General features: G+C 74.0%; 20 protein-coding genes. 11 read left to right on the forward strand and 9 right to left on the reverse strand.

Annotation, left to right across the window (positions count from 1 at the left end; translation table 11 throughout):
- Window positions 1–1,203, reverse strand: a complete 1,203-nt coding sequence (locus tag RWH45_RS07770; protein WP_315994296.1) for an MFS transporter — start codon at window positions 1,201–1,203, stop codon at window positions 1–3.
- A complete protein-coding gene (locus tag RWH45_RS07775; protein WP_315994297.1) occupies window positions 1,200–1,757 on the reverse strand; it encodes a helix-turn-helix domain-containing protein in 558 nt (185 codons plus the stop codon). The genes RWH45_RS07770 and RWH45_RS07775 overlap by 4 nt, the downstream gene beginning before the upstream one ends.
- Window positions 1,758–1,911: 154 nt before the next feature.
- Here RWH45_RS07775 and RWH45_RS07780 point away from each other — a divergent pair, with 154 nt between their 5' ends.
- Together RWH45_RS07780 and RWH45_RS07785 are read left to right on the forward strand one after the other, a co-directional pair.
- Window positions 1,912–2,187, forward strand: coding sequence for a hypothetical protein (locus tag RWH45_RS07780; RefSeq protein WP_315994298.1), 276 nt, complete (start codon window positions 1,912–1,914; stop codon window positions 2,185–2,187).
- A 14-nt stretch (window positions 2,188–2,201) separates the two neighbouring features.
- Entirely contained in the window at window positions 2,202–3,092 is an 891-nt protein-coding gene (locus tag RWH45_RS07785) for an FHA domain-containing protein (protein ID WP_315994299.1), read from the forward strand.
- A 218-nt stretch (window positions 3,093–3,310) separates the two neighbouring features.
- Here RWH45_RS07785 and purU read toward each other — a convergent pair whose 3' ends face one another.
- Together purU and RWH45_RS07795 are read right to left on the reverse strand one after the other, a co-directional pair.
- Complete coding sequence (gene purU / locus RWH45_RS07790) at window positions 3,311–4,192, reverse strand: formyltetrahydrofolate deformylase (protein WP_315994300.1); 882 nt, start codon at window positions 4,190–4,192, stop codon at window positions 3,311–3,313.
- Between the two features lie 74 nt (window positions 4,193–4,266).
- On the reverse strand, window positions 4,267–5,385 hold the full coding sequence (locus tag RWH45_RS07795; RefSeq protein WP_315994301.1) for a zinc-binding alcohol dehydrogenase family protein: 1,119 nt from the start codon (window positions 5,383–5,385) through the stop codon (window positions 4,267–4,269).
- 82 nt (window positions 5,386–5,467) lie between these two features.
- Between RWH45_RS07795 and RWH45_RS07800 the strand changes: the two genes are divergently transcribed.
- From RWH45_RS07800 to RWH45_RS07810, 3 genes are all read left to right on the forward strand, one after another.
- The gene (locus RWH45_RS07800) at window positions 5,468–6,043 is read left to right on the forward strand and encodes a TetR/AcrR family transcriptional regulator (protein ID WP_315994302.1); all 576 of its coding nucleotides are present in this window, start codon (window positions 5,468–5,470) and stop codon (window positions 6,041–6,043) included.
- Window positions 6,044–6,103: 60 nt separating this feature from the next.
- The gene (locus RWH45_RS07805; RefSeq protein WP_315994303.1) at window positions 6,104–7,426 is read left to right on the forward strand and encodes an MFS transporter; all 1,323 of its coding nucleotides are present in this window, start codon (window positions 6,104–6,106) and stop codon (window positions 7,424–7,426) included.
- A gap of 92 nt (window positions 7,427–7,518) precedes the next feature.
- Window positions 7,519–8,205: a GNAT family N-acetyltransferase gene (locus RWH45_RS07810; RefSeq protein ID WP_315994304.1), complete on the forward strand. Its 687-nt coding sequence runs from the start codon at window positions 7,519–7,521 to the stop codon at window positions 8,203–8,205.
- A gap of 48 nt (window positions 8,206–8,253) precedes the next feature.
- Here RWH45_RS07810 and RWH45_RS07815 read toward each other — a convergent pair whose 3' ends face one another.
- Window positions 8,254–8,463: a multidrug transporter gene (locus RWH45_RS07815; RefSeq protein WP_315994305.1), complete on the reverse strand. Its 210-nt coding sequence runs from the start codon at window positions 8,461–8,463 to the stop codon at window positions 8,254–8,256.
- 10 nt (window positions 8,464–8,473) lie between these two features.
- Entirely contained in the window at window positions 8,474–9,286 is an 813-nt protein-coding gene (locus RWH45_RS07820; protein WP_315994306.1) for an SDR family oxidoreductase, read from the reverse strand.
- A gap of 100 nt (window positions 9,287–9,386) precedes the next feature.
- Between RWH45_RS07820 and menC the strand changes: the two genes are divergently transcribed.
- The 4 genes from menC (at window position 9,387) to RWH45_RS07840 (ending at window position 17,720) form a co-directional block, all read left to right on the forward strand.
- Entirely contained in the window at window positions 9,387–10,520 is a 1,134-nt protein-coding gene (gene menC, locus RWH45_RS07825) for an o-succinylbenzoate synthase (protein WP_315994307.1), read from the forward strand.
- The gene (locus RWH45_RS07830; protein ID WP_315994308.1) at window positions 10,517–11,218 is read left to right on the forward strand and encodes a hypothetical protein; all 702 of its coding nucleotides are present in this window, start codon (window positions 10,517–10,519) and stop codon (window positions 11,216–11,218) included. The genes menC and RWH45_RS07830 overlap by 4 nt, the downstream gene beginning before the upstream one ends.
- Window positions 11,219–11,276: 58 nt before the next feature.
- On the forward strand, window positions 11,277–12,665 hold the full coding sequence (locus RWH45_RS07835; protein WP_315994309.1) for a glycine--tRNA ligase: 1,389 nt from the start codon (window positions 11,277–11,279) through the stop codon (window positions 12,663–12,665).
- A 276-nt stretch (window positions 12,666–12,941) separates the two neighbouring features.
- Complete coding sequence (locus tag RWH45_RS07840) at window positions 12,942–17,720, forward strand: SCO7613 C-terminal domain-containing membrane protein (protein WP_315994310.1); 4,779 nt, start codon at window positions 12,942–12,944, stop codon at window positions 17,718–17,720.
- 201 nt (window positions 17,721–17,921) lie between these two features.
- On the opposite strand, the gene RWH45_RS07845 is transcribed toward RWH45_RS07840, so the two are convergent.
- From RWH45_RS07845 to RWH45_RS07855, 3 genes are all read right to left on the reverse strand, one after another.
- The gene (locus RWH45_RS07845) at window positions 17,922–18,500 is read right to left on the reverse strand and encodes an HhH-GPD-type base excision DNA repair protein (protein ID WP_315994311.1); all 579 of its coding nucleotides are present in this window, start codon (window positions 18,498–18,500) and stop codon (window positions 17,922–17,924) included.
- Between the two features lie 82 nt (window positions 18,501–18,582).
- Entirely contained in the window at window positions 18,583–18,864 is a 282-nt protein-coding gene (locus RWH45_RS07850; protein WP_315994312.1) for a hypothetical protein, read from the reverse strand.
- A gap of 41 nt (window positions 18,865–18,905) precedes the next feature.
- The gene (locus RWH45_RS07855) at window positions 18,906–20,234 is read right to left on the reverse strand and encodes a glutamyl-tRNA reductase (RefSeq protein WP_315994313.1); all 1,329 of its coding nucleotides are present in this window, start codon (window positions 20,232–20,234) and stop codon (window positions 18,906–18,908) included.
- Between the two features lie 91 nt (window positions 20,235–20,325).
- Here RWH45_RS07855 and hemE point away from each other — a divergent pair, with 91 nt between their 5' ends.
- Both hemE and hemG read left to right on the forward strand, forming a co-directional pair.
- The gene (gene hemE, locus RWH45_RS07860) at window positions 20,326–21,423 is read left to right on the forward strand and encodes a uroporphyrinogen decarboxylase (RefSeq protein WP_437127329.1); all 1,098 of its coding nucleotides are present in this window, start codon (window positions 20,326–20,328) and stop codon (window positions 21,421–21,423) included.
- Complete coding sequence (hemG, locus tag RWH45_RS07865) at window positions 21,420–22,925, forward strand: protoporphyrinogen oxidase (RefSeq protein WP_315994315.1); 1,506 nt, start codon at window positions 21,420–21,422, stop codon at window positions 22,923–22,925. The genes hemE and hemG overlap by 4 nt, the downstream gene beginning before the upstream one ends.
- Window positions 22,926–22,985 lie beyond the last annotated feature (60 nt).

Here is a 22,985-nt window from a genome sequence, read left to right on the forward strand (position 1 = left end):
TCAGGCGGCGCGGATGCTCCACACGCTCCGCGAGCACGTCGCAGCCGAGGTCGCCACGACGATGATCGCCGCGCAGCCCAGCAGCACCGGGGCCGCCCCCACCCGCTCGGCGAGGGGGCCGACGACGATCTCGCCGACCGGGACCGCGACGAACGATCCGACCATGTCGTAGGAGTACACGCGCGACAGCGCCGCGCGGGGGATGTGCGTCTGCAGCGACTGATCCCACGCGATCGCGAAGAGCTCGATCGCGATCCCGCCGATCGCGAAGGCCGCGATGAGCACCGGCACGACCGGCGCCGCCCCGAGGGCCGCGGCCGGCAGGGCCGCGAGGGCCATCGCCGCGACGCCGATGCCGAGCGCGCGTCGCGGCCGCCAGCGCAGCGCCACGACCGCACCGAGCGCGAGCCCCGCCGTCTGCGCGGCGACGATCAGGCCCCACGCGCCGCGCCCGAAGCTCTCGTCGGCCACGAGCGGTCCGAGCACCGTGGTCGCACCGACGAAGGCGGCGTTCAGCACGGCGAACTGCAGCACGACGATCCAGACCCATCGACGCGCCGCGAACTCGCGCCAGCCCTCGCGGAGGTCGCTCCAGACCGAGGCGGGCTCGCCGGGCGCGGCATCCGGCGTCGACGGCAGTCGCAGGCGTGAGAAGAGCATCGCGGCGACGGCGAAGGCGGCCGCATCGATCGCGAGACCCCACCCCGGTCCGACGGCGGCGACGACCACGGCGCCGACCGACGCGCCCACGATGCTGCCGCCGTTCAGCCCGAGCCGCAGCAGCGCGTTGGCCGGTCGCAGGAGCGGGGCGGGCACCGTGTCGGGCACGAGCGCCGCCGCGGCCGGGAGGCTCACGGCGGCCACGGCACCGTTGACGACGCTCAGGATGACGAGCAGCGGGATGCCGGCGGTCCCGGTGAGCACGAGTGCGGCGATCGCCCCCTGGGTCAGCGCAGCGGCGACGGACGACCCCACGAGAACGGCGCCGCGGGGGAGACGGTCGGCGATCACTCCGCCGAACAGCAGCATCCCGACGTTGGCGATCGAGCGGGCGGCGACCACCAGCCCCAGATCCGCCGCCGACCCGGTGAGGTCGAGCACCGCGAAGGCCAGGGCGAGCGGCGCGACGGCGTTGCCCACGATCGCCGTGGTGCGCGCGGCGAGCAGCCATCGGAACGGCGCGAGGGCGAGGGGGCCGCTCACCGGGGATTCCCGTGACCGGCCGCCGGGCGCGGTGTCGGGACGCGCACGGGGAACAACGCCGCGGTCATCGACACCGGACGTGTGCCCGGCGTGCGCGGCGGACGGGCGGCGGCGTGCAGCAGCGCGGACGCCTCGCCCACGTGCTGCACGATCCGGCGCCAGACGGCGGGGTCCACCCACAGCTCGGCGTCGGTCGATATCGCGGGGCCGTCCGCGCGCAGCGCGGCGCGGCGGCGCAGCTCCTCGACGATCGCTTCGAGGTACTCCGTCTCGCCCTCGGGGGAGCGTTCGCCGTGAGGCGTATCGGGGTCGTACCGCCGTGACGACGACTCGTGGCGGTAGCGCTTCGCCTCGCCGCCGCGCAGCCGCACGACCTCGACCACGCGGACGAGGCGCGCCCGCTCCAGCACGCGCAGATGGTAGCTCGCCGACGCTTGCGACACGCCCAGTTCGCGCCCTGCTTCGGCCGCACTCATCGCCGCTCCGGTGAGCAGCGACAGCAGGCGCAGCCGCAGCGGATGGGCGGTGGCGCGGAGTTCCTCGAGGCGCGACATCCCGCCATCGTGCCGCGGCCGGCCTCGACCGTCAAATGAGTCTTTGGGGGTCGGGGGAATGGTGCCCCAACCGCGGCGTCCGCGCAATCCCTCCCCAACCGGTCCGAGCCGCTGGGACGCTGGTGGCCTCGAAACGAAAGGAAGGACCGAAGCCATGTCCGAGACTCCTGCCACCACCGACCCGTTCGCCGACTCGTCCGGCCCCGAGGGCCACTCGATCACCGATTGGACCGACCTCGGCCGCGAGATGTGGTCGTACCTCACCGGCCGCGGCGCCGCCGTGAACTACTCCTTCGTCGACATGACCGTCGAGGTGCCGCGTGACATCGGCCCCGACGCTCCCCGCGCGACGTGGAAGCTCAACGGCACCCTCCGCGTCACCACGAGCGACGACACCGCGGCCGGGTCCGACCCGTACCGCGGCAACTGAGAGGCGGCGCCGTCATGGTGCGCCTCGACATCGACCTCGCCTTCTCCGAGCAGGAGAGGGGGGATGCCGACTCCCCGCCGTTCGAGGGAACCGTCACGGCCTCCGGCACCGAGGTGCGCATCGTCGTGAACGACCCCTCGCGCCTGCCGGGAAACGGCCGGCGGACGCTCACCGAGCTGTCCACGGTCGCCGACGCCCTGGCATCCCGGGGGATCTCCGTGAAGCTCGAAGGGCCGGACGGGCCCATCCTGCAGCTCGGTGACATCAAGAGCGGCGCGCTGCAGCGGGTGATCACCGGGTCGACGCACATCCGGCTCGGCTCGGTGGCGGCCGTGGCGCCGTTGCTCGTCCGCCGCAACGGGGACCGGACGTTGACGTTCCCGGTTCCCCCCGAGACGCCGCTTCCGCTGGTGCCCACCGTCAACCGCACCGTGCGCCGCCGCGTCACCACCACCCACTACACCCCGGGGTCGGGGCGACCGCGGCTCATCTTCGCGGTGGGTGACTCGTCGTGGGACGGCTCGCGGCCGCGCGAATTCGACCTGCTGCCCACCAAGACCGTCATCGGATCGGGCGACGAGGCCGACCTGCGTCTGCCCGGGCTCGCTCCGGTGCACGCCGAGATCCGGCACGAGGGCGATGACGAGTACGTGCTGTACGGCTTCGACGTCGTCGGCGGAGGCGGGGCGCGCGACCAGGGCCCCGGGCGCGACGGCGGGGGGCGCATCCTGCGCACCGGCGCGCGCATCGAGCTGGGCGACTGGCGGCTGGCGTACTTCCGCGCCGAGTTCGCCGACCACGGTCGCCCGTACGGCGGACGGCAGGGCGGCGAGTTCGCGCGTCAGCGCAAGCAGCCCCCGCGCGGCGGTTCGGGCCCGCTCAGCCGCGCGAGCGATCCCGACTGACGGCGTTCGACGAGGCCGGGGCCGGCCGCTGATCTGTCATCCACCGAGACGGCATCCGGCTGACGGAGCCGGTGCACCCTGCAACCGGGATGTCAGCGGGATGCCGTCTCGCCGTGGCCGGGGGCTGCTCGCATCGCGGCGGGGGCGTCGAGCCGCGGGTCCGCCGTGCGGACGGGCGCCGAGCGGGGCGCGGTGGCCGGGCGCTCGGCATCCGCGATCTAGAAGACGATCGTGTGGTTCCCGTGCCGGATGACGCGGTCTTCCGCGTGCCACAGCACGGCGCGCGAGAGCACCTGTCGCTCGACGTCGGCGCCCCGGCGCGCGAGTTCCGCGGCGGAGTCCGCGTGCGTGACGCGCACGGTGTCCTGCTCGATGATCGGGCCCTCGTCGAGGTCGCTCGTGACGTAGTGCGAGGTCGCGCCGATGAGCTTGACGCCGCGCTGCTTCGCCTTCTTGTACGGCTCGGCGCCGATGAAGGCCGGCAGGAACGAGTGGTGGATGTTGATGACGGGCACACCGATCTTCTCGAGGAAGTCGGGCGAGAGGATCTGCATGTAGCGCGCGAGCACGACGAAGTCGACGTTGCCGACCAGCAGCTCGAGGATGCGCGCCTCGGATGCCGACTTGTCGGGCCCGGGCGTCGACGGGACGTGGAAGAAGGGCACGCCGAACGAGCGCACGTCTTCTGCGGCCGTGGTGTGGTTCGACACGACCATCGGGATGCTCACGGGCAGGTCTCCGCGACGGTGACGCCAGAGCAGGTCGAGCAGGCAGTGGTCCTGCTTCGAGGCGAGGATGGCCATGCGCTTCGGCGTGGACAGGTCGGTGAGGGTCCACTCCAGCTCGAAGCCCTCGCCGAGGGTGGTGGCGATGTCGGCCTCGATCTCGGGCAGCGCGACGGTCAGGTTCGGGCGGTGGAAGACCACGCGCTGGAAGTACGCGCCCCCGCGCGGGTCGTCGGAGTACTGGTCGAAGGCGACGATGTTGCCGCCCTGACGCGCGATGAGCGCCGAGACCGCGGCGATGATGCCGGGGGTGTCGCTGCCGTGCATGATGAGGCACGCGTGATCGGGCTGCAGGTGGGGGCTCGCGGAGACCATCGGACCATTCTGCCGTGCGCGGGCGGCGCCGGCTGACCATGGTCGGCGTGTGACGAGGCGCTGCTCCGTCGCGCTCACAGGCGCACGACCACCTTCTGCGCCGAGACGCCGGCGCGCTGCCGATCGAGGGCGCCCTGGACGGCCTCGAGACCGTCGCCGACGACCAGGGGTGACGGCGCGGGGCGCAGCGAGCCGTCGGCCAGCATCCGGGGCACCGTCTCCCTCCACAGTCGTGGGCCCATCTCGTCGTCCCGCAGGCTGCTGCCCCAGACGAACCCGGCATGGATGCCGAGGCGGCGGGCGCGCAGACTCGAGCGCACCGTGGCGAGACCGATGCGGGTGAAGACGGGCAGCATCGCGGGGAACAGGTGGCGGCCCCCGGCGAGGGAGTCGAGCGACACCGGTGTGCTCGCCATCGCCAGGCGGGTTCCCCCCGCACGCGACAGCACGTCGAGGCAGGCGTCCGTCGAGCCGGCCCCGAGAGCGACGGCGCCCGCGACGGGACGTCCGCCGACGGCCGCGACCATGTCGGCCACCGCCGACGGCGATCCGTGGTCGACGACGGCCTCGGCGCCGAGGGCGCTGACCGCCTCCGCGTTCTTGGCGGACGCCGTGCTCACCACGGTGTAGCCCGCGGCGCGCGCGAGTTGGATCGCGTTCATCCCCACGCTCGTCGAGCCGCCCCAGACCACGACGACCTCCGGGGCGGCGGCGGATGCCGGGGTCCCCGGCATCCGGAGTCCCAGGTGCTGCGGTTGGAAGAGCGCGCAGGCGGCCGTGGAGAGGCCGAGGGGGAACACGGCGGCCTCCGCGTCGGTGAGGGACTCGGGCGTCGGAGCGGTGAGGCGCTCGAGCAGGATGGAGGAGTGCTGGAACGCTCCCTCGCGCAGGGGGTCGCGCCCGCGATCGGTGCCCGTGGCGAGGCCGAAGACGCGTTGGCCGACGCGGAAGCGCGTGACGTCGGCGCCGACGGCGATGACCTCGCCCGCGATGTCGGAGCCGAGGACCGCGGGCGTCCGCAGCCATCGGTAGGTGATGCGACCGGTGCCCTGGATGACCCAGTCGACGGGGTTGATCGCGGCGGCGCGAACGCGCACCAGGACCTCGTCGGTGGCTGGAGCCGGCGTCTCGACCTCGGTGACGGTCAGCGGGGCGCGGGGGGCGGCGAGCGTCGCGGCAGCGTGCATGGGCATGAGCGGTCCTTCATCGTGATGGCACGGAGTGCCTTCACTATAGATCGGCATGACACGGAGTGTCATCACGTAGGATCACCGCATGGCGAGATGGGCCCCCGACACGCGGGAGCGGCTGCGCGCGGCCGCTTTCGAGCTCTTCGGCGAGCGCGGGTTCGAGGCCACGACGGTGCCGGACATCGTCGAGCGCGCCGGGGTGACGCGGCGCACCTTCTTCCGACACTTCGGCGACAAACGCGAGGTGTTCTTCTCCGGCGACGAGATTCCCCGCCTCGCCGCCGCGATGCTCTCCGCCGCACCCGTCCACCTGTCGCCCTTCGGCGTCGCCTGGACGGGTTTTCAGTCCCTCGCCGGCGAGCGGTTCGAGCCGCGCCGCGCCGAGATCGCCGCCGCCCGGCGCATCATCGCGGCCGAGCCCGCGCTCCGCGAGAGGGACCTGCAGAAGCAGGCCGACCTCCGCGCGGTCCTGACCGCGGGGTTCCACGCGCGGGGTGTCGAGGCACGCCGCGCGCGGATCGTCGCCGGGGTCGCCGTCGAGCTGCTGCAGACGGCGCTCGAGCAGTGGGCGGACGACGACACGAACACCTCCCTCGTCGACCACCTCGAGCGTGTCCGGGCGGAGATGGCCGCCGTCTTCGACGCCGACCTGCCCGGGTAGGCCACGCGGGCGAGCGCCACCCCGCCGCCCGTGTCGACGGGCGGGTCTAGCCTGGAAGACGTGACCAGTACCCTCCGCCTCGACCGGCCGGGCTGGCGCACCTGGACGCTGTGGGCCGTCGGCGTGCTGGCCTACGTGGTGTCGATCGTCAACCGCACCTCGCTCTCGGCGGTGGGAGTGGATGCCGCCGTGCGCTTCGGCGCCGACGCGTCGGCGCTGTCGATGTTCGCCGTCATCCAGCTCTTCGTCTACGGCGCGATGCAGATCCCGGTCGGGCTGCTCCTCGACCGCTTCGGCGCGCGCCCGATGATCGCGATCGGCATGGTGCTGATGGCGGTGGGCCAGCTCGTGATGGCCTTCGCGGATGCCGTGGGGATCGGCATCCTGGCCCGCGTGCTCATCGGGGCGGGCGACGCCGCCGTCTTCCCCAGCGTCCTGCGCGTGATCGCGACGTGGTTCCCCGCGCAGCGGGCGCCCGTGATGGTGCAGCTGACCGGCATCATCGGACAGCTCGGCCAGATCGTCGCGGTGCTGCCGCTCGCCGCGCTCCTGCACGCGACGAGCTGGACGGTCGCCTTCGGCAGCCTCGCCGGGCTCGGCGTGCTGTTCGGGGTGTTGACCTTCCTGATCATCCGCAACCGCCCGCCCGAACGTCGCGCCGATCCCGTGGACACCTCGGTCGACACCCAGACCGGGGCCATCCGCGTCGTTCGATCCGCGCCCGATCTGCGGCGGGGATTCCGCGAGTCCTGGGCGCACCCCGGTACGCGGCTCGGCTTCTGGTCGCACTTCGCCACCCCCTTCGCGGGGACGGCGTTCATGCTGCTGTGGGGCTTCCCCTTCCTCACGGCGGGCGAGGGCCTCGAGCCGGCGACGGCGTCGCTCGTGATGACCTCGCTCGTGCTCTTCAGCATCCTCAGCGGCCCCGTGATCGGGGCGCTGTCGAGCCGGCATCCCACCCGCCGGTCGCGCTGGCTCGTGCTGCCCACGGTCGTGTTCCAGGCGGTCGCCTGGATCGTCGTCATCGCATGGCCGGGTCCCGCGCCCGTGTGGCTGCTGATCGTGCTGATGTTCGCCCTGTCGACCGGGGGACCGGCGTCGATGATCGCCTTCGACCACGCGCGCACCTTCACACCCAGTCATCGCCTCAGCACCGCGACGGGCATCGTCAACGGCGGCGGCTTCCTCGCCGCCCTCCTGGCCATCCTCTTCATCGGCATCGCGATGGACGTGCAGGGCGCGGGCAGCCCCGAGAGCTACTCGCTCGACGCGTTCCGCGTGGCCTTCCTCACGCAGGTGCCGCTGTGGCTCATCGGGGGCATCGCGATCGTGGTGGAACGCGGCCGCACCATCCGCCACGTCGGCGGGGTGCTCCCGCGCTGACGCGGCGTACGGCTGACGCGCTGACGCCGACGACCGGGGTCGGCCGTACGCGGGACACGAGGCCCCCCGCACCGCGGTGCGAGGATCGAGGCATGAGCTCCATCGACATCCGCACGCTCGACACCGTCGACGCCGTGCACGAGGCCTCCCGCGTGCTGGACCGCGTGTGGGGCGACCGGGGGACGATGCCGGCGAACATCCTCCGAGCACTGGAACACGCCGGTGATTACGTCGTCGGGCTGTACGACGGCGACGCCATGATCGGCGCGTCGGCGGCGTTCTTCGGGCCGCCCGCCGCGCGCACGATGCACTCGCACATCACCGGGATCGTCGACGGCTACCAGGGGCGAGGCCTCGGGCGACAGCTCAAGACCCACCAGCGCGACTGGGCGCTCGAGCGCGGCGTCGGGCACATCACGTGGACGTTCGACCCGCTCATCCCGCGCAACGCCCACTTCAACCTCGCGGTGCTCGGAACACGCGTCACCGACTACCTGGTGAACCAGTACGGCGAGATGGATGACGAGGTCAACCGCGGCGACGAGTCCGATCGGCTCCTGGTGTCGTGGGCGCTCGCCGAGCCGCCCGCGCCCACCCCGACGGATGCCGAGATCGCGGCGGTCGTCCCCGTGCCCGACGACATCGCGGGTCTGCGCCGCAGCGACCCGGCGTCCGCCGCCGTGTGGCGCCGGCGGGTGCGCGACGAGCTGCGCGGGCACGTGGCATCCGGTCGCCGGATCGGCGGATTCGACCGGCGCGGATACCTGATCGTGGAATGACCGCGTCGCCGGGCCGGTCGAGGACCGATCGCCCGGCGACGCGGCGGCTCACTGCTCGGTGATCGGCTGGTCCTTCTCGGCGGCGGGGTCGCCCGGGCCGGGACCCGGCCGCACCGCGGCGTCGTCGCGCACGTCGATGCGCGTGACGCCGTCGTGCTCGCTCACGTCGAAGCGCGGCGCGGCGTCCGCCTCGGTGGCCTTCGGCGCGCTCGTGAGCTGGTCGTGACGGTTCTCTTCGAAGCTCTTCTCGTCGCTCATGGTGTTGTGCTCACTCCTCGCCGGCCGAGCGCCAGGCGTCGGACTCCATGTGCGAGCCCGCCTGCGGGCCCATGTGCAGCATCCCGCCGTCGACGACCCAGCTCGCACCCGTCACGTACGAGCCCGACGGGGAGGCGAGGAACCGGATCACGTCGGCGATCTCCTCGGGCTTGCCGGGGCGGCCGAGGGGGATGCCGGGGCGGTGGACGCGATCGGCATCCTCGGCCGACATGTCGTTGATCGGGGTGGCGATCTCTCCCGGAGCGACGGCGTTGGCCGTGATGCCGTACTGACCGAGCTCGAGGGCCATCGTCTTGATGAGGCCGCCGACGCCGTGCTTCGCGGCGACGTAGGGGGCGGAGCCGACGCGGGGCTGGTGCTCGTGCACGCTCGACACCACGATGAGGCGCCCGCCGTTGCCGGAGGTCACCATCCGCTTCGCCGCGGTGTGCAGGGCGAGGAAGGCACCGTCGAGGTTCAGCGAGATGTCGGTGCGCCACGTGTCGAAGTCGAGGTCGAGGAACGAGCCGCCGATCCCGCCGCCGGCGTTGTTGACGAACACGTCGAGGCCGCCGAGCTCGTCGGCCATGGCGTTCACGGCATCCGGGACCGCGTCGAAGTCGGTCGCGTCGAACTGCGCGACGATCGCGCGCACGCCGCGCTCGCGGACGGCCGCGGCGGTCTCTTCGGCGCCGTCCTGGTCGGAGTGGTACGTGACCGCGACGTCCATCCCGGCGTCGGCGAGGGCGAGGGCGGTGGCCGCGCCGATGCCCGAGTCGGAGCCGGTGACGATCGCGTGGCGGGGGGTGAAGTCGTCGCTCATGGGCCCGACCGTACGCGCGCGGAGCCGTGCAGGAGTCGGCCTTGCCAGGCTCGGGCGCGGGCGTTACGGTCGCGGACCGGTCGCCCGATACCCTGCCCCCATGTCGCTCCCGCATCCCGTCGCACCCGTGACCCTCGACGCCGTGGAACTCCGCGTGCTGCACATGCCGCTCGTGTCGCCGTTCACCACCTCCTTCGGCACCGAGACGGTGCGCGAGGTCATCATCGTCACCGCGGAGACGGCCGACGGCCGCGGGTGGGGCGAGGTGGTCACGCAGTCCGAACCGTCGTACTCCAGCGAGTACACGCAGGGGGCGTGGGACGTCCTGTCGCGTTTCCTCGCCCCGGCGCTGCTCGCGCACCGCTCGTTCGCGCCCGAGGAGGTCGCCGGCATCCTGAGCCCCGTCGTCGGACACCGCATGGCCAAGGCGGGCCTCGAGCTCGCGGTGGTCGACGCCGCGCTCCGCGCCCAGGGGCGGAGCTTCGCGCCGTACCTCGGCGCCGAACGCGACCGGGTGCCCTCGGGGGTCTCGGTGGGCATCCAGCGCGACCCGGGAGCGCTCGTCGACGCGGTCGGCGGCTACCTCGACGAGGGCTACGTGCGCATCAAGATCAAGATCAAACCCGGTCGCGACATCGACGACACCGCGGCGGTGCGCGAGGCGTTCGGCGGCATCCCTCTCCAGGTGGATGCCAACTCGGCCTACACCCTCGCCGACGCGGACACGCTGGCGGGGCTCGACGCCTTCGACCTGCTGCTCATCGAGCAGCCCCTGCAGGAAGACGACCTCGTCGACCACGCCACCCTCGCGAAGCGCCTGCGCACGCCGGTGTGCCTCGACGAGTCGATCGTCTCGGACAAGGCCGCCGCCGACGCCCTCGCCCTCGGCTCCGCGGCGATCATCAACATCAAAGCCGGTCGGGTCGGCGGCTACCTCGAGGCCGTCGCGATCCACGATCGCGCGCTCGCCGCGGGGATCCCGGTGTGGTGCGGGGGCATGCTCGAGACGGGGATCGGGCGCGCGGCCAACGCCGCCCTTGCGGCCCTGCCGGGGTTCACCCTGCCCGGCGACATCTCGGCATCCGCCCGCTTCTACACCCGCGACATCGTCACGGAGCCCGCGGTGATCGAGGACGGACACGTGCGGGTTCCGACGGGACCCGGCCTCGGCGTCGAGATCGACGCGGCGGCGCTCGAGGAGTTCACCGTGCACCGCGAGCGGATCACGCGATGAGCAGCGCAGGCTCGGGTCTCTCGGAGACCGACCGCGACGACGTGCCCTGGGGGCGGGCGCCCGTCGACGGCATCCCGATCCCGCCCTTCGCGGATGCCGCGGAGCACCGCACCTACCTCCGTGCCCTTCAGACGTTCCTGCTGCTGCTCGACCGGGGCGAGCCGACGGCCGCGACGATCGCGCTGGCCGCCGCGCTCGAAGCGGAGCTCCCGCGGACCTCGCGCGAGGCGCCGACGCACCTGTCGCCGCTGGCGCTGCGGGTCAGCCTGTCGACGTTCTTCCCGGCCCCGTGGACGCCCGAGGCGCTCGCTTCGGCGCTGAACGGCTTCGGCTACGGCGTGCCCGTCCGCGGTCGGGGCGGGTGGTCCTGGGGCGGGGATCCCGACTACGCCGCCCGGCCCACGCGGCAGGGGTGGGAGATCGAGCGGCACGAGCGCGGCTCGTTCAGCCACGCGACGCTCGCGCACGAGGACGACCTCGTGCTGCTGTGGATGGACATGTTCCGCAACCGCTTCCCGTATCCGATCGCGCACGTCGCCGACCCCGCGGCGCCGGCCCCCGGCTCCCTCGCGGACGCCGCGCGCGCCACCGAGGCCGCCCACGCCGAGAACGTCGCGATGCCGTATCTGCAGAATTGGATGCGCGAGCGCGAGCACGCCCGCGACGGCGGGCCGGGAGAGGCGGGATCGCTTCGATAAACTGGATGCCGCGCCCTCGCGCTCGATCCCCACAGCTTGCCCGACCATTGGAGCCACCGTGGCCGAACAGTCCCGCCTCGACAAGGTCATCGCCCTCGCCCGCCACCGCGGGTTCGTCTTCCAGGCCGGTGAGATCTACGGCGGCTCGCGCTCCGCGTGGGACTACGGTCCCCTCGGCACGGAGCTGAAGGAGAACATCCGTCGCCAGTGGTGGCAGACCTTCGTCCGTGGCCGCGGCGACATGGTGGGTCTGGACTCGAGCATCATCCTCCCCAAGCGCGTGTGGGAGGCCTCGGGTCACGTCGCGACCTTCACCGACCCGCTCGTGGAGTGCCTGAGCTGCCACAAGCGCTTCCGCGCCGACACCCTCATCGAGGACTTCGAGGCCCGCAAGAACCGCAAGGCCGAGAACGGTCTCGCCGACATCCCGTGCCCGAACTGCGGCACCAAGGGGCAGTACACCGAGCCGAAGTCGTTCTCGGGCCTGGTGAAGACCTACCTCGGCGTCGTCGACGACGAGTCGGGCCTGTACTTCCTGCGTCCCGAGACCGCGCAGGGCATCTTCGTGAACTTCTCGAACGTGCTCACGGCATCCCGTCGCAAGCCGCCGTTCGGCGTCGGCCAGGTGGGCAAGGCGTTCCGCAACGAGATCACCCCCGGCAACTTCATCTTCCGCACGCGCGAGTTCGAGCAGATGGAGATCGAGTACTTCACCCCGCCGGCCGAGGCGAACGAGTGGTTCGAGCACTGGGTCGAGGCGTGCTGGAACTGGTTCATCGAGCTCGGCATCGACCCCGAGAACATGAAGCGCTTCGACGTCCCCGAAGACGACCGCGCGCACTACTCCGCCGGCACGATCGACGTCGAGTACCGCTTCGGCTTCCCGGGCAAGGAGTGGGGCGAGCTCATGGGCGTCGCCAACCGCACCGATTACGACCTCAAGAGCCACTCCGAGGCGTCGGGCCAGTCGCTCACGTTCTTCGACCAGGCGTCGGGCGAGAAGTACACGCCCTACGTGATCGAGCCCTCGTTCGGCCTCACGCGCGCCATGATGGCGTTCCTCGTCGACGCGTACCGCGAAGAAGAGGTGCCCAACGCCAAGGGCGGCACCGACACCCGCACGGTGCTCAAGCTCGACCCGCGTCTCGCGCCCGTCAAGGTCGCGGTGCTGCCTCTGTCGCGCAACGAGCGCCTGTCGCCGCTGGCCCGTGAGACCGCCGACGCGCTGCGCGCGGCGGGCTGGAACATCGACTTCGACGACGCCGGCGCGATCGGTCGCCGCTACCGTCGCCAGGACGAGATCGGCACCCCGTTCTGCGTCACGGTCGACTTCGACTCGCTCGACGACAACGCCGTGACCGTGCGCGACCGCGACACGATGGGCCAGGAGCGCATCGGCCTCGACGCGCTGCACGGCTACCTGGCGGAGCGCCTGCGCGGCGCCTGACCTGCGTCACGGGAGACCGGATGCCGGGGCCTCGGGGCCGTGGCATCCGGTCTTCGCGTTTCGAGGGTGCAGGGTGCCGCGGGTGACGGCGTCGGCGTACCCGGAGCACGGATCGCCCAGCCGGGCCGGCGTGCGCGACGGGGTCTCGGGCGGGGTGCGACGGCGTCCGCGGTGCGGAACGGGGGAGGATCCGTGCGCCCCCCGCTGTGGACGGTGGCCGAGGGGGCGGCGGGGTCTTCGCTAGCCTGGGGCGACGACCGACGCCGAGGGGGCACGATGGAAGTCGAACACACGGGCGCACGCTCGGGAATCTCCTGGCCCCCGCAGCCGGGGGCGCTCGTCGACACCGGGCGGTGCCCCTCGTGCTTCACCGCGATCACGGTCTCGCCCTGTCCCGCGTGCGGTCTCGACCTCACCGACGCACGCACGGCCCGTGTGCTCGACCTGTCGCAGCGCATCGTCGCCCTCGTCGACGAACGCGCCGAGGCCCTCCTCCTCATCCACCGGGCGAGCGAGGGTGCCGCATCGAGCCCGGTCCGCGCGACCGAGGCCGAACGGCATCCCGTGCGTCCCGCGCCCGCGCCCGCGCCCGCGCTGGTGCCCGCTGCGGCCCCGGCGGAAGCCCCCGCCGCAGCGGTGTTCCCCCCGCCCGGTTCGGCGACCGACATCGCGGCACCGCCGTCCCCACGCCTGCCGGTGCCCGCGGCCTCGGGCGTCCCCCGCACCTCCGCGACCCCGGCCGCCGCGGCCTCCGCCGATGTGCACGTGCCGCCCGGCGACGAACCCCCTGCCGTCGGCTCGACCACGGCCGACCCGGCGAAACCGCGGCGTTCGAGCGTGCAGGTCTTCCTGCTCTCGACCGGCGTGGTGCTGCTGGCCGTGGCAGCGGTGTTCTTCCTCACGGTCGCGTGGATCAGCGGCGGACTCGTCCTGCGCTCGGTCATCATCGGCCTCGTCACCGCGGCCGTGATCGCCACGGCCTCGCTCCTCCGTCGGCGCCGGCTCGAGGCCACGGCCGAGGGCATCTCGCTGCTCGGCATCGCCCTGGTGGCGCTGGATGTCTGGGCCGTGCGCGCCAACGACCTGGGGGGAGCGGCATCCCTCGATGCGGCCGTGTACTGGGGTGCGGCGACCACCGCCGCGGGGGCCGCCTTCGTCGGCTGGTCGCGGCTGTCCCGGTTGCGCGCGCCGCTGTCGACGGCGGTGGTCGCCCTGGCCGTCGGCCCCGCCATCCTGGCCGCGGGGGTGGTCGGATCCGACACGCTGCTCGCCTGGTACGTCTCGGGCCTCGTCGTGGTGGTGCTGGCGATCGCGGCCCCCGTGGCTCCGTTGCTCGGCCGCCCGCCGCGTGCTCCGCTGCGGCCGGAGATCGCCGCGGTGCGTGCCGTCGCCGGCCTGGCGGCGATCATGGCGCTCGCGGCCGCCCTGTTCCTCGACCCGGAGTCCACGTGGGCGCCGGTCCTGCCGTCCGCGGTGCTCGCCCTGGCCCTCGCGGCCCACGCGTGGACGATGACCCGCCGGGGCGAGTCGCGACTCGCACCGGTCGCCGCGATCGCCGCAGTGCTCTCCCTGGGCGCCGGGGTGGCGGTCGCCGTGGTGCGGGCGGCCGATGCGACGCTCACCGTGACGGTGCCCGTCGTGGTCGCCGCGGTAGTGGCGCTCACCCTCGACCTCGCGGGGCGTCGGGCGGCGCCCGGCCTTGCGCGCACGACGTTCGCCGCCGGCGCGATCACCGCCCTCGCGGTCGCCGGGCTGGCCTCCCTCGCGCCGGTCGGCGCCGCCACGGGCGCGGTGTTCGTCCAGCTCAGCGGCGTCGTCCCGGTCTTCGGGCGGTCCGCCTTCGACGTCCGCCACCCGGATGCCGAGGCCACCGCCGCCGTGATCGCCCTCGCGGCCGTCGTGGCTCTCGCCGCCATCGCCTGGCGCCTCACGGGTGCGTGGGGCAGCCGGCGTCTCGCCGCCCTCGCGGCCGGTGCCGCGATCGCGCTCCTCGCCGGACCCCAGCTGCGGGTCCTGCTGCTCGTCGTCGCGTGGTATCTCGCCCTCGCGCTCGCCGCGGTCGTGGTGCTGCTCCGCCGTCGCGGCGTGCTGACCCGCGAGGGGACCACCCCGGTCGGGGCCGCGTCCTCGCCCGTCCCCGGCGGGACGGCGGCGGTTCCTCCGCCGCGCGCCGACGCGCCGCGCGCGGTCGGTCATCCGGACGCTACGGCAGCCATTGCGCCCGGGCCCGTTCCGATCGCCCCCGCTCCCGCTGCGCCGACGCCAGGAGCGGAGCCGATGGTTCCGGCGGATCCCGGGGCGACGCCGCTCGAATCGGCGGTCCCCTCGGCGGCCCCCGTGGTCGCCGGCGGCGTCGTGCTCGCCGTCATCGCGGGGACGATCGCGCTGCTCGGCGGGTGGGTCCTGTCGTTCGCCTCACCGCTGGCGTGGGGTGTCAGCACGGTCGTCGCGACGGGCGTCATCGCCGTGGCGGCGGGTGTCCACCGCTCGGTCCGGGTGGCCTCCACCGCCTGCGTCGTCGCCTTCGTCTCGGCCAGCGCGTTGCTCCTCCCCTCCGCTCTGCGCGCGGGCATCGAGGTATCGCTCGCGGGGAGAGCCCCCGCGGCGTCCGCCGGTGTCGTGGCCGCCGGCTGCCTCCTGTTCCTGGTGTCGCCGCTCGCCCGACGGGTGCGACTCGACGTGACCCAGCGTGCGGCCGGTGCGCTCACGGCGACCATCGGCGCGGGGCTCTCGATCGGGGTGGCGCTGCTCACGGCGCCGCCCGCCGCCGACGCCTGGATCGCAGGGGCGGGCCTCGCCGCCGTCGTCGCCACGATCGCCCTCGCGGGGGCGCCGAGCCTGGCCACGTGGCGGATCGCGCGACCCGCGGCCGCGCTGACGGCACCGTTGTTCGCCGCCGCCACCACCGACACGGTGCTTCGCCTCGCCGGCGCGACCGCGTCCGCGAGGACGATCGCCGCCGCCGCCCTCGGGGTGGTCGTGGCGGGGGTCGCTCTGCGCGCCCTCCGATCGGAACCCGCCGTGCGGGCGCTGACCGATGCGGGTACGGCGGTGGTCCTCGTGCTGGCGGTCGCCGCCGCCCCGTCGGAGGGCCTGCGGTGGGTGCCGCTCCTCCTCGCCGCCGTCGCGGTGCTGCTGTGGGCCACCGATTCCGAGGGGCTCTTCTCCTCGAGCGGAGCGCGGCGTCACCTCGTCTGGCTCGCGCTCGCCGTCGGGGCTGCCGCCCTCTGGTCCCGCCTCCTGTGGCAGGGCACCGACACCGTCGAGTTCTTCACCCTCCCGGTCGGTGTCGCGCTGCTCTCCCTCGCGGCCGGTACCGAGCGCGCACGTCGACGCCGTCCGGAGCGCTCGGCCGTGACGCCCGCGGTGATCGCGGCGGCGGGCACGGGGGTCGCCCTCCTCCCCACCGCACTGGCCGACCCCGACGATCTCGTCCGGGCGGTCGTCGCCGGGGGGCTCGCCCTCGTCGCCCTCCTCGCGGGCGCCTGGGTCCGCCCCGCGCGCACGCCCGACGTGCTGCCCGTCGGCGTCGCCACCGCGGGGGCGTTGACGCTGGTGCTGTGCGTCGCGGTGCGCGTCACCCGCGCGGTCGACCTCGGCGCGGCAGGATCCGCGGCACCGGATGCCGCGCTCGCCACCGCCGCGCTGGCGTTCGCCGTCGCGGCGGTCGGCCTCTCGCGTCGGGCGACGACGTGGGCCGCCCCGGCCTCGCGCGGTGTCGCGATCGCCGCCGTGGCTGTCCTCGCCCTCGGCGAGGCGGTGCTCGTCGCGGCCGCGGTCGGTCCGGTCCTCCGCGTCGTGACGGCCATCGCGGTGCTCGGCGCCGCGGGCGTCGTGCTGCTGCGCCGGCACCTCGGCGCGGGCGATCCGACCGTCGCCGAGATGTCGGTCGGCGGTGCGGCGCTCGGCGGCGCGGCGCTCGTGGCGGCCGCCGCGACGGCCGGGGGCGTGCGCCCGATCGAGTGGGCGACCATTCCCCTCGCGCTCGTCGCCCTGGCGACGGCGCTGATGAGGTGGTCCCGCCCGCGCCCGGAGTCGCTGCCGATGCCCCTGCCCTTCGTCGTCACGGCGGCGGTCGGCCTCGCTGTGGGGCTGCTCCCCTCAGCGGTCCTCGCCGGCGACTCCCCCGCTCGCGCGATCGGCGTCGCCCTGGCCGCCGCGATCGTGCTGGGAACCGCGCCGCGACTGTTGTCCGGCCCACGGACGGTGCTTCTCGTGCCGTCCGTGGCGATCTCCGGCGCGGCCCTGGCCATCGCGACGGCGCTGCGCGCCGTGCATGACGTCCGCGCCGCGTCGTTCGACCTCTGGCTCGTCGTGCTCGTTGTCGTCCTGATGGGCGCGGCCGTCCTGCTCGCGCGCCGACGCACGGGCGTTCCCGTGTGGATGCCGCCCGCTCTTGCCGTCTCCGCGCTCGCTCTGGTGACGGGTCTGTCGGCGGTGCGTCTGATCGCCGTTCCCGGTCAGGACGTCGTGCGGGTGGTCGTCACGCTCGCGGTCGTCTTCGCCGTCGGCGTGCTGTGGCGCGGTCCGCGTGCCGCTCTCGTGCGGTGGGCGGCTCTCGGACTCGGCCTGGCCCTCGCGATCGTGGCGGTCGCCGTCGGTGCCGCCGATCCGGTGGAGACCGCGACGCTTCCGCTCGCGGCGGCGTTGCTCGTACACGGCATCCGATCGCTGCGCTCGACGCCCGAGCTCGGCAGCTGGCCCGCGCTCGGTGCGGGTCTCGGCGTGCTCTTGGTCCCCTCGCTGCTGTTCGACTTCTCCGGCGACTCGGCGCTGTGGCGCGTCATCGGCCTCGGCGCGGCAGCCCTCGTCGCCCTGCTCTGGGGTGTGCGCCGGCGTCTCCAGGCTCCGGTGGTGCTCGGTGGCGTGGTGCTGATCGTGCACGCCGTCGCGCAGCTGTGGCCCTGGATCACCGCGCTGTACGAGAGCGCTTCGGGGCTGTGGTGGCTGTGGCTGGGCATCGCGGGTGCGCTGCTCATCGTGGTCGCCGCGACCTACGAGCGTCGCATCCGGGAGGTGAAGGCGGTCGCCCTGGCGTTGCGCGCCCTGCGGTGAGAGCCGGTGGAGAACGCCGCGCAGCTCGTGCCTCGACCCGAGCGCCGCGCCGTCGGCCCCTCGCCGTGAGGACGGCGCCCGCCTTCCGTCGTCCGCGGCTCTCGCCTGCCGTGTGCCTCGCCGCCCACTCCACGCCCCGGCGTCGACGCCCGCCCGCCGGCCCCGGTGGCCCGGGCGCGAGGGGACGACGCTGCCCGGCGGCTAGTCCTTCTGCGCCTCTTTCGCCGCCGCCTTCGCGGCGCGCTTGTGCTCGCGCACCTTCGTCAGCGACTCGGGGTTGACGATGTCGGCGACCGAGCGGAACGACCCGTCCTCGCCGTAGGGCGTGGAGGCCTTGCGCCATCCCGCGCCGTCGAAGCCGCGCTGCTTGCCGAGCAGGGCGAGGAAGATCTTCGCCTTCTGCTCGCCGAACCCGGGCAGCGCCTTCAGGCGCTTCAGAACCGTCGCGCCGTCGGGGTCGTCACGGGTCCAGATGTTCGCGGCGTCGCCGTCCCACTCCTGTTCGACCGCGGCGCAGAGGGCCTGCACACGCTTCGCCATCGAACCCGGGTACCGGTGCACGGCCGGCGACTGCGAGAACGCCGCCGCGAAGGCCTCGGGGTCTTCGTGTGCGATGTTCGCGGCATCCATCGACCCGGTTCGCTCCCGGATCTTCAACGGTCCCGCGAAAGCCGTCTCCATCGCCACCTGCTGGTCGAGCAGCATGCCGATCAGCAGCGCGAGGGGGTTGGCCGAGAGCAGCTCGTCGGCGGCGGGATCATCGGTGATGCGCAGGCTCATACGCCCATTCTCCCGCGACCGACCGGCGCCGGCGGTGCGGACGCTCCCATCCTCGGTTCCGCCGGGCGCGGCACGACCCGCCTCACTCCGGAGCGGCGATCCACTTCCGCGCGAAGGGCACGGCATCCATCGAGGTGAGATCGAGCGTGATCTCGTTCAGCTGCGAGCGGAAGTCATCGACGTCGCCGGGAGGGAGGCGCTTCACGAGCGATCCGTCCACCCGCCGGATGACGACCTCGCTCACCGCCGGCGCGCCCCCGCCCACGTCGAGCAGACCGAGCACCACGGTCGCCGCCCACCGCAGTCCGTTGCGGGCGCGGTCCTCGCCCGCGACGACGTAGACCTCGGATGCCGGTGTGCTCACGGCATCCATCCTGCCCGAGGACAGCAGGCGAGAAGGGGGTCTCAGCCCGCGTCGGCGATGTCGCGACGAGGGGCGGCGGACTCCGGGGAGCCCTCGACCTCGATGCCGAAGAGCGCCGAGAGGGCGTCGATGTACTCGTCGGCCCGGCCCGTCTCGGCCAGCTCGTGCGCACGCGTGGTGGGGGTGTGCAGCAGCACGCCCACGAGGTGCCGCAGGGCCTGCTCGGTCTGGCCGCCCTCGTCGCCGCGGGCGCGCACGCGGGCGACCTCGGCGTCGAGCACGCCGAAGACGTGCGCGCGCAGCGCGACGACCGCGGGGGTGATGTTCTTGCGCTCACCGACGGAGGCGAAGCGGCGGGCGGCGTCGCGCACGAGGTCGCGCGCGGCGTCGGTCGCCTGCAGCTCCTCGAGCGGGGCGTGCAGGCGGATGGTCTCGAGGTCGAGCAGGTCGACGCCCGGCACGGTCGCGACGTCGGGGTCGACGTTGCGCGGGAGGCCGAGGTCGATGACGAGACGGCGGCCCGCGTGGTCGACCGGGCACCCGGCGGCCGCGGTGGTCTCGGCGCCGGTGCGGCCGGCGGCGAAGGTGGCGGCGCTGACGACGTGGTGCTCGCTGGTCGTGCACGTGATGACGAGGTCGGCGTGCGCGACGGCGGAGGGGAACGTCTCGGCCGAGACGGCGCGCAGGCCGTGCTTGGCGGCGAACTTCGCGGCGCGACCCGAGGGCGAGTGCACCGAGATGTCTTCGGCGCCCTGGTCGCGCAGGGCGGCGACCGTGGCGGCGGCGTAAGCGCCGGTGCCGACCAGCAGCACGCGCTGCGTCGACCAGTCGGCGATGCGGCTGTCGGCGAGCTCGAGGCCCAGGCGCACGAGAGAGCGACCGGCGCGGCCGATGGCGGTGGAGTTCTTCACGCCCCGCTGCGCCTCGGACGCGCGCTGGAACAGTCGCTCGAGCTCGGCCGAGGTGGTGCCCAGCTGCCGCGACTCGGTGAGCGCGCGACGCACCTGGCCGGCGATCTCGCCTTCGCCGACGACGACGGACTCGAGTCCGGAGGCGACAGAGAAGAGGTGCTCCGCGACGTCGTCACCGCCGAGCACGGTGTAGGAGCCCTCGAGCTCGCTGGCGGGGACGCCGGTGGCGGCCTCGATGGCGCTCAGGGTGGCGTCGACGCCGAGGGCGACGGCCGCGGTGACGGGCTCGTCCATGTCGACGTAGGCCTCGAAGCGGTTGCACGTAGCGACGACGACCGCGCCCTGCACGAGCTCGGCGTGCTCGGCGATCAGGGGGGCGACCGGGGTGCGGGGTACGCTGAGGCGCTCGAGGAGCTCGAAGGACGCGGTCTTGTGACTCGCGCTGACGCACAGCAACACGCTCATATTCTACGCCCGGGCGCCTCGGGGTATTCCGAGCGGCCTCTCGACGTCAAGGCATCCCCCTCGCGCACAGGGGTGGAATGGGAGGATGGATGCCATGGCATCCGCATCCCCCGACGCTCCGCTCCTCCGCGCCCTCCGAGGCGACCGTCCCGAGCGGCAGCCGGTGTGGTTCATGCGGCAGGCGGGGCGCTCGCTGCCGGAGTACCGGGAGCTGCGCGTCGGTACGCGCATGCTCGACGCGTGCCTGACGCCCGATCTCGCGGCCGAGATCACGCTGCAGCCGATCCGTCGGCATGACGTGGATGCCGCCATCTTCTTCAGCGACATCGTGGTGCCCCTGCGCCTGGCCGGCGTCGACGTCGTGATCGAGCCCGGCCGCGGGCCGGTGTTCGCCGACCCCGTGCGCACCGCCGACGACGTCGCGCGGGTGACGGCGATCGATCCGGCCGACGTGGCCGCGGCGGCGGAGCCCGTGCGCGAGGCCGCCCGGCGCGTGACGGCCGAGCTCAGCGACAGCGTCCCCCTCATCGGCTTCGCCGGGGCGCCGTTCACGCTCGCCGCCTACCTCGTCGAGGGGGGACCGTCGAAGGAGCACCTGCGCGCCCGCGGCATGATGCACGCCGACCCCGCCTCGTGGCACCGTCTTGCCGGCTGGCTCGCGAAGGTGTCGCGCGCCTTCCTCGACGCGCAGATCGAGGGCGGGGCGCAGGCCGTGCAGCTGTTCGACTCGTGGGCGGGCTCGCTGTCACCGGCGACGTTCCGGGAGTTCATCGCCCCGCACTCCACCGAGGCCCTTCAGGGCATCGAGGTTCCCCGCATCCACTTCGGCGTCGGAACCGGGGCGTTCCTCGACGACATGCGTCTGGGCGGGCTCGCCGACGCGGTGGGTGTCGACTGGCGGATGCCGCTCGACGAGGCCGCCGCGCTCGTCGGCCCCGACGTGACCCTGCAGGGCAACATCGACCCGGCCCTTCTCGGAGCGCCCTGGCCCGTCCTCGCGGCGCACGTCGACGACGTGCTCGCCCGCGGACGCGCGGCGCGCGCGCACATCCTCAACCTCGGCCACGGCGTGCCGCCCGACACCGACCCCGACGTGCTGACGCGCATCGTCGCCCACGCGCACCGAGCCTCGGTCGACGCCGCTCCCGCGCAGGGGGCCCCGGCCGACGGGGAGCGGGCGTGAGCGAGCCCCTCGATCGTCTCGTGCAGCACGCGCACGAGACGCGCGTGATCGTGATCGGCGGGGGCGTCTCCGGCCTGGTCGCCGCGCGCGAGTGCGCGAAGGTGGGCCTGCGGGTCACGGTTCTCGAGGCCTCCGACGCGCTCGGCGGCGTGGTGCGTTCCGCCGAGGTGGGCGGGATGACGCTCGACGTGGGAGCCGAGAGCTTCGCCACCCGCGGGGGCGTGGTCCGCGACCTGCTCGACGAACTGGGCCTCGGCGCCGACGTGGTCTCGCCGAATCCGGCGGGAGCCTGGGTGGCGGGCGTCCCCGGCGTGGGCGCCGCGCCCCTGCCGAAGGGCGGCGTGCTCGGCATCCCCGACAACCCCTTCGCCCCCGATGTGCGGCGCGTGATCGGTTGGTCGGGCGCCTGGCGGGCCTACGTCGATCGCGTGCGGCCTCCCCTCACGATCGGCCATGCCCTCAGCCTCGGAAAGCTCGTGCGCTCGCGCCTGGGCGCGCGGGTGCTCGACCGCCTCGTCGCCCCCGTCACGAGCGGGGTGTACTCCGCGCGACCCGACGACATCGACGTCGACCTCGCCGCCCCCGGGCTCAACGCCGCCCTCACCCGCACCGGCTCGCTCACGGGCGCCGTCGCCGAGTTGCGCGCCCGCCGCCCTCCGTCCCGTCCGGCCGATGCCCCGGCATCCGACGTCCCGGTCACCGCCGGCGCCGCCAAGGCCCCGGCGCCGGGGGGAGCCGTGCAGGGGATCGTCGGGGGGATGTCGCGCCTGGTCGACGCGCTCGCGGCGGGCCTGCGCGACGCCGACGTCGAGGTGCGCACCGGCGTGCGAGCCGGAGGGCTCAGCCAGGTCGATGACGGCTGGGCGGTGTCGACGTCGGTCGACGACGAGCCGCTGCGCGCGCAGGCCGTGATCGTCGCGCTGCCCGAGGGGTCGGCCCGACAGCTGCTCGCGCCCGTCGTGCCGGGGCTCGAGGAGGGCGATCCGATCGCGCCCGTGGTCGAGGTCGTGACCCTCGTGCTCGACGCCCCCGTCCTCGACAGCGCGCCGCGGGGGACCGGCGTGCTCACCGTGCCCGGCAGTCACGTGGCCAAGGCCCTCACCCACTCGAGCGCCAAATGGGACTGGGTCCGGGATGCCGCCGACCCCGGTATCCACGTCGTGCGCGTCTCGTTCGGCGCGCAGGGGGAGGAGCCCGCCACCGCTGCCCTCGACGACGACGGCGCGGCGCACCTCGCGCTCTCGGAAGCCGCCGCGATGCTCGGCGTCGAGCTGCCGGCATCCAGCCTCCGGGCCGCGCACCGCGTGCGCTACGTGCAATCGCAGCCGGCCGCCACGATCGGCCGGGCAGCCGTCACGCAGGCGGCGCGCGGCGCGGTCCGCGCCGTCCCCGGGCTCGGTGCGACGGGCGCGTGGCTCTCGGGGACGGGACTCGCGCAGGTCATCCCCGACGCGCGCGACGAGGCCGATCGCGTCCGCAGCGTCGCGCTCTGGCGCAGCTGACCCGCGTCACCGTCGGCCATGCCGCGCCGCCTGTCAAGGCCGGATGCCGGACGCGGCATA

The sequence above is a fragment of the Microbacterium galbum genome (genome assembly GCF_032464915.1).
In the GTDB taxonomy this organism is placed as follows: Bacteria; Actinomycetota; Actinomycetes; order Actinomycetales; family Microbacteriaceae; genus Microbacterium; species Microbacterium galbum.

Coding starts and splice junctions, on each gene's coding strand:
- RWH45_RS07785 (WP_315994299.1), top strand. CDS start 2,202: ATGGTGCGCCTCGACATCGACCTCGCCTTCTCCGAGCAGGAGAGGGGG.
- RWH45_RS07845 (WP_315994311.1), bottom strand. CDS start 18,500: ATGAGCCTGCGCATCACCGATGATCCCGCCGCCGACGAGCTGCTCTCG.
- menC (WP_315994307.1), top strand. CDS start 9,387: ATGTCGCTCCCGCATCCCGTCGCACCCGTGACCCTCGACGCCGTGGAA.
- RWH45_RS07780 (WP_315994298.1), top strand. CDS start 1,912: ATGTCCGAGACTCCTGCCACCACCGACCCGTTCGCCGACTCGTCCGGC.
- RWH45_RS07775 (WP_315994297.1), bottom strand. CDS start 1,757: ATGTCGCGCCTCGAGGAACTCCGCGCCACCGCCCATCCGCTGCGGCTG.
- RWH45_RS07815 (WP_315994305.1), bottom strand. CDS start 8,463: ATGAGCGACGAGAAGAGCTTCGAAGAGAACCGTCACGACCAGCTCACG.
- RWH45_RS07795 (WP_315994301.1), bottom strand. CDS start 5,385: ATGCCCATGCACGCTGCCGCGACGCTCGCCGCCCCCCGCGCCCCGCTG.
- purU (WP_315994300.1), bottom strand. CDS start 4,192: ATGGTCTCCGCGAGCCCCCACCTGCAGCCCGATCACGCGTGCCTCATC.
- RWH45_RS07820 (WP_315994306.1), bottom strand. CDS start 9,286: ATGAGCGACGACTTCACCCCCCGCCACGCGATCGTCACCGGCTCCGAC.
- RWH45_RS07830 (WP_315994308.1), top strand. CDS start 10,517: ATGAGCAGCGCAGGCTCGGGTCTCTCGGAGACCGACCGCGACGACGTG.
- RWH45_RS07800 (WP_315994302.1), top strand. CDS start 5,468: ATGGCGAGATGGGCCCCCGACACGCGGGAGCGGCTGCGCGCGGCCGCT.
- hemE (WP_437127329.1), top strand. CDS start 20,326: ATGGATGCCATGGCATCCGCATCCCCCGACGCTCCGCTCCTCCGCGCC.
- RWH45_RS07810 (WP_315994304.1), top strand. CDS start 7,519: ATGAGCTCCATCGACATCCGCACGCTCGACACCGTCGACGCCGTGCAC.
- RWH45_RS07840 (WP_315994310.1), top strand. CDS start 12,942: ATGGAAGTCGAACACACGGGCGCACGCTCGGGAATCTCCTGGCCCCCG.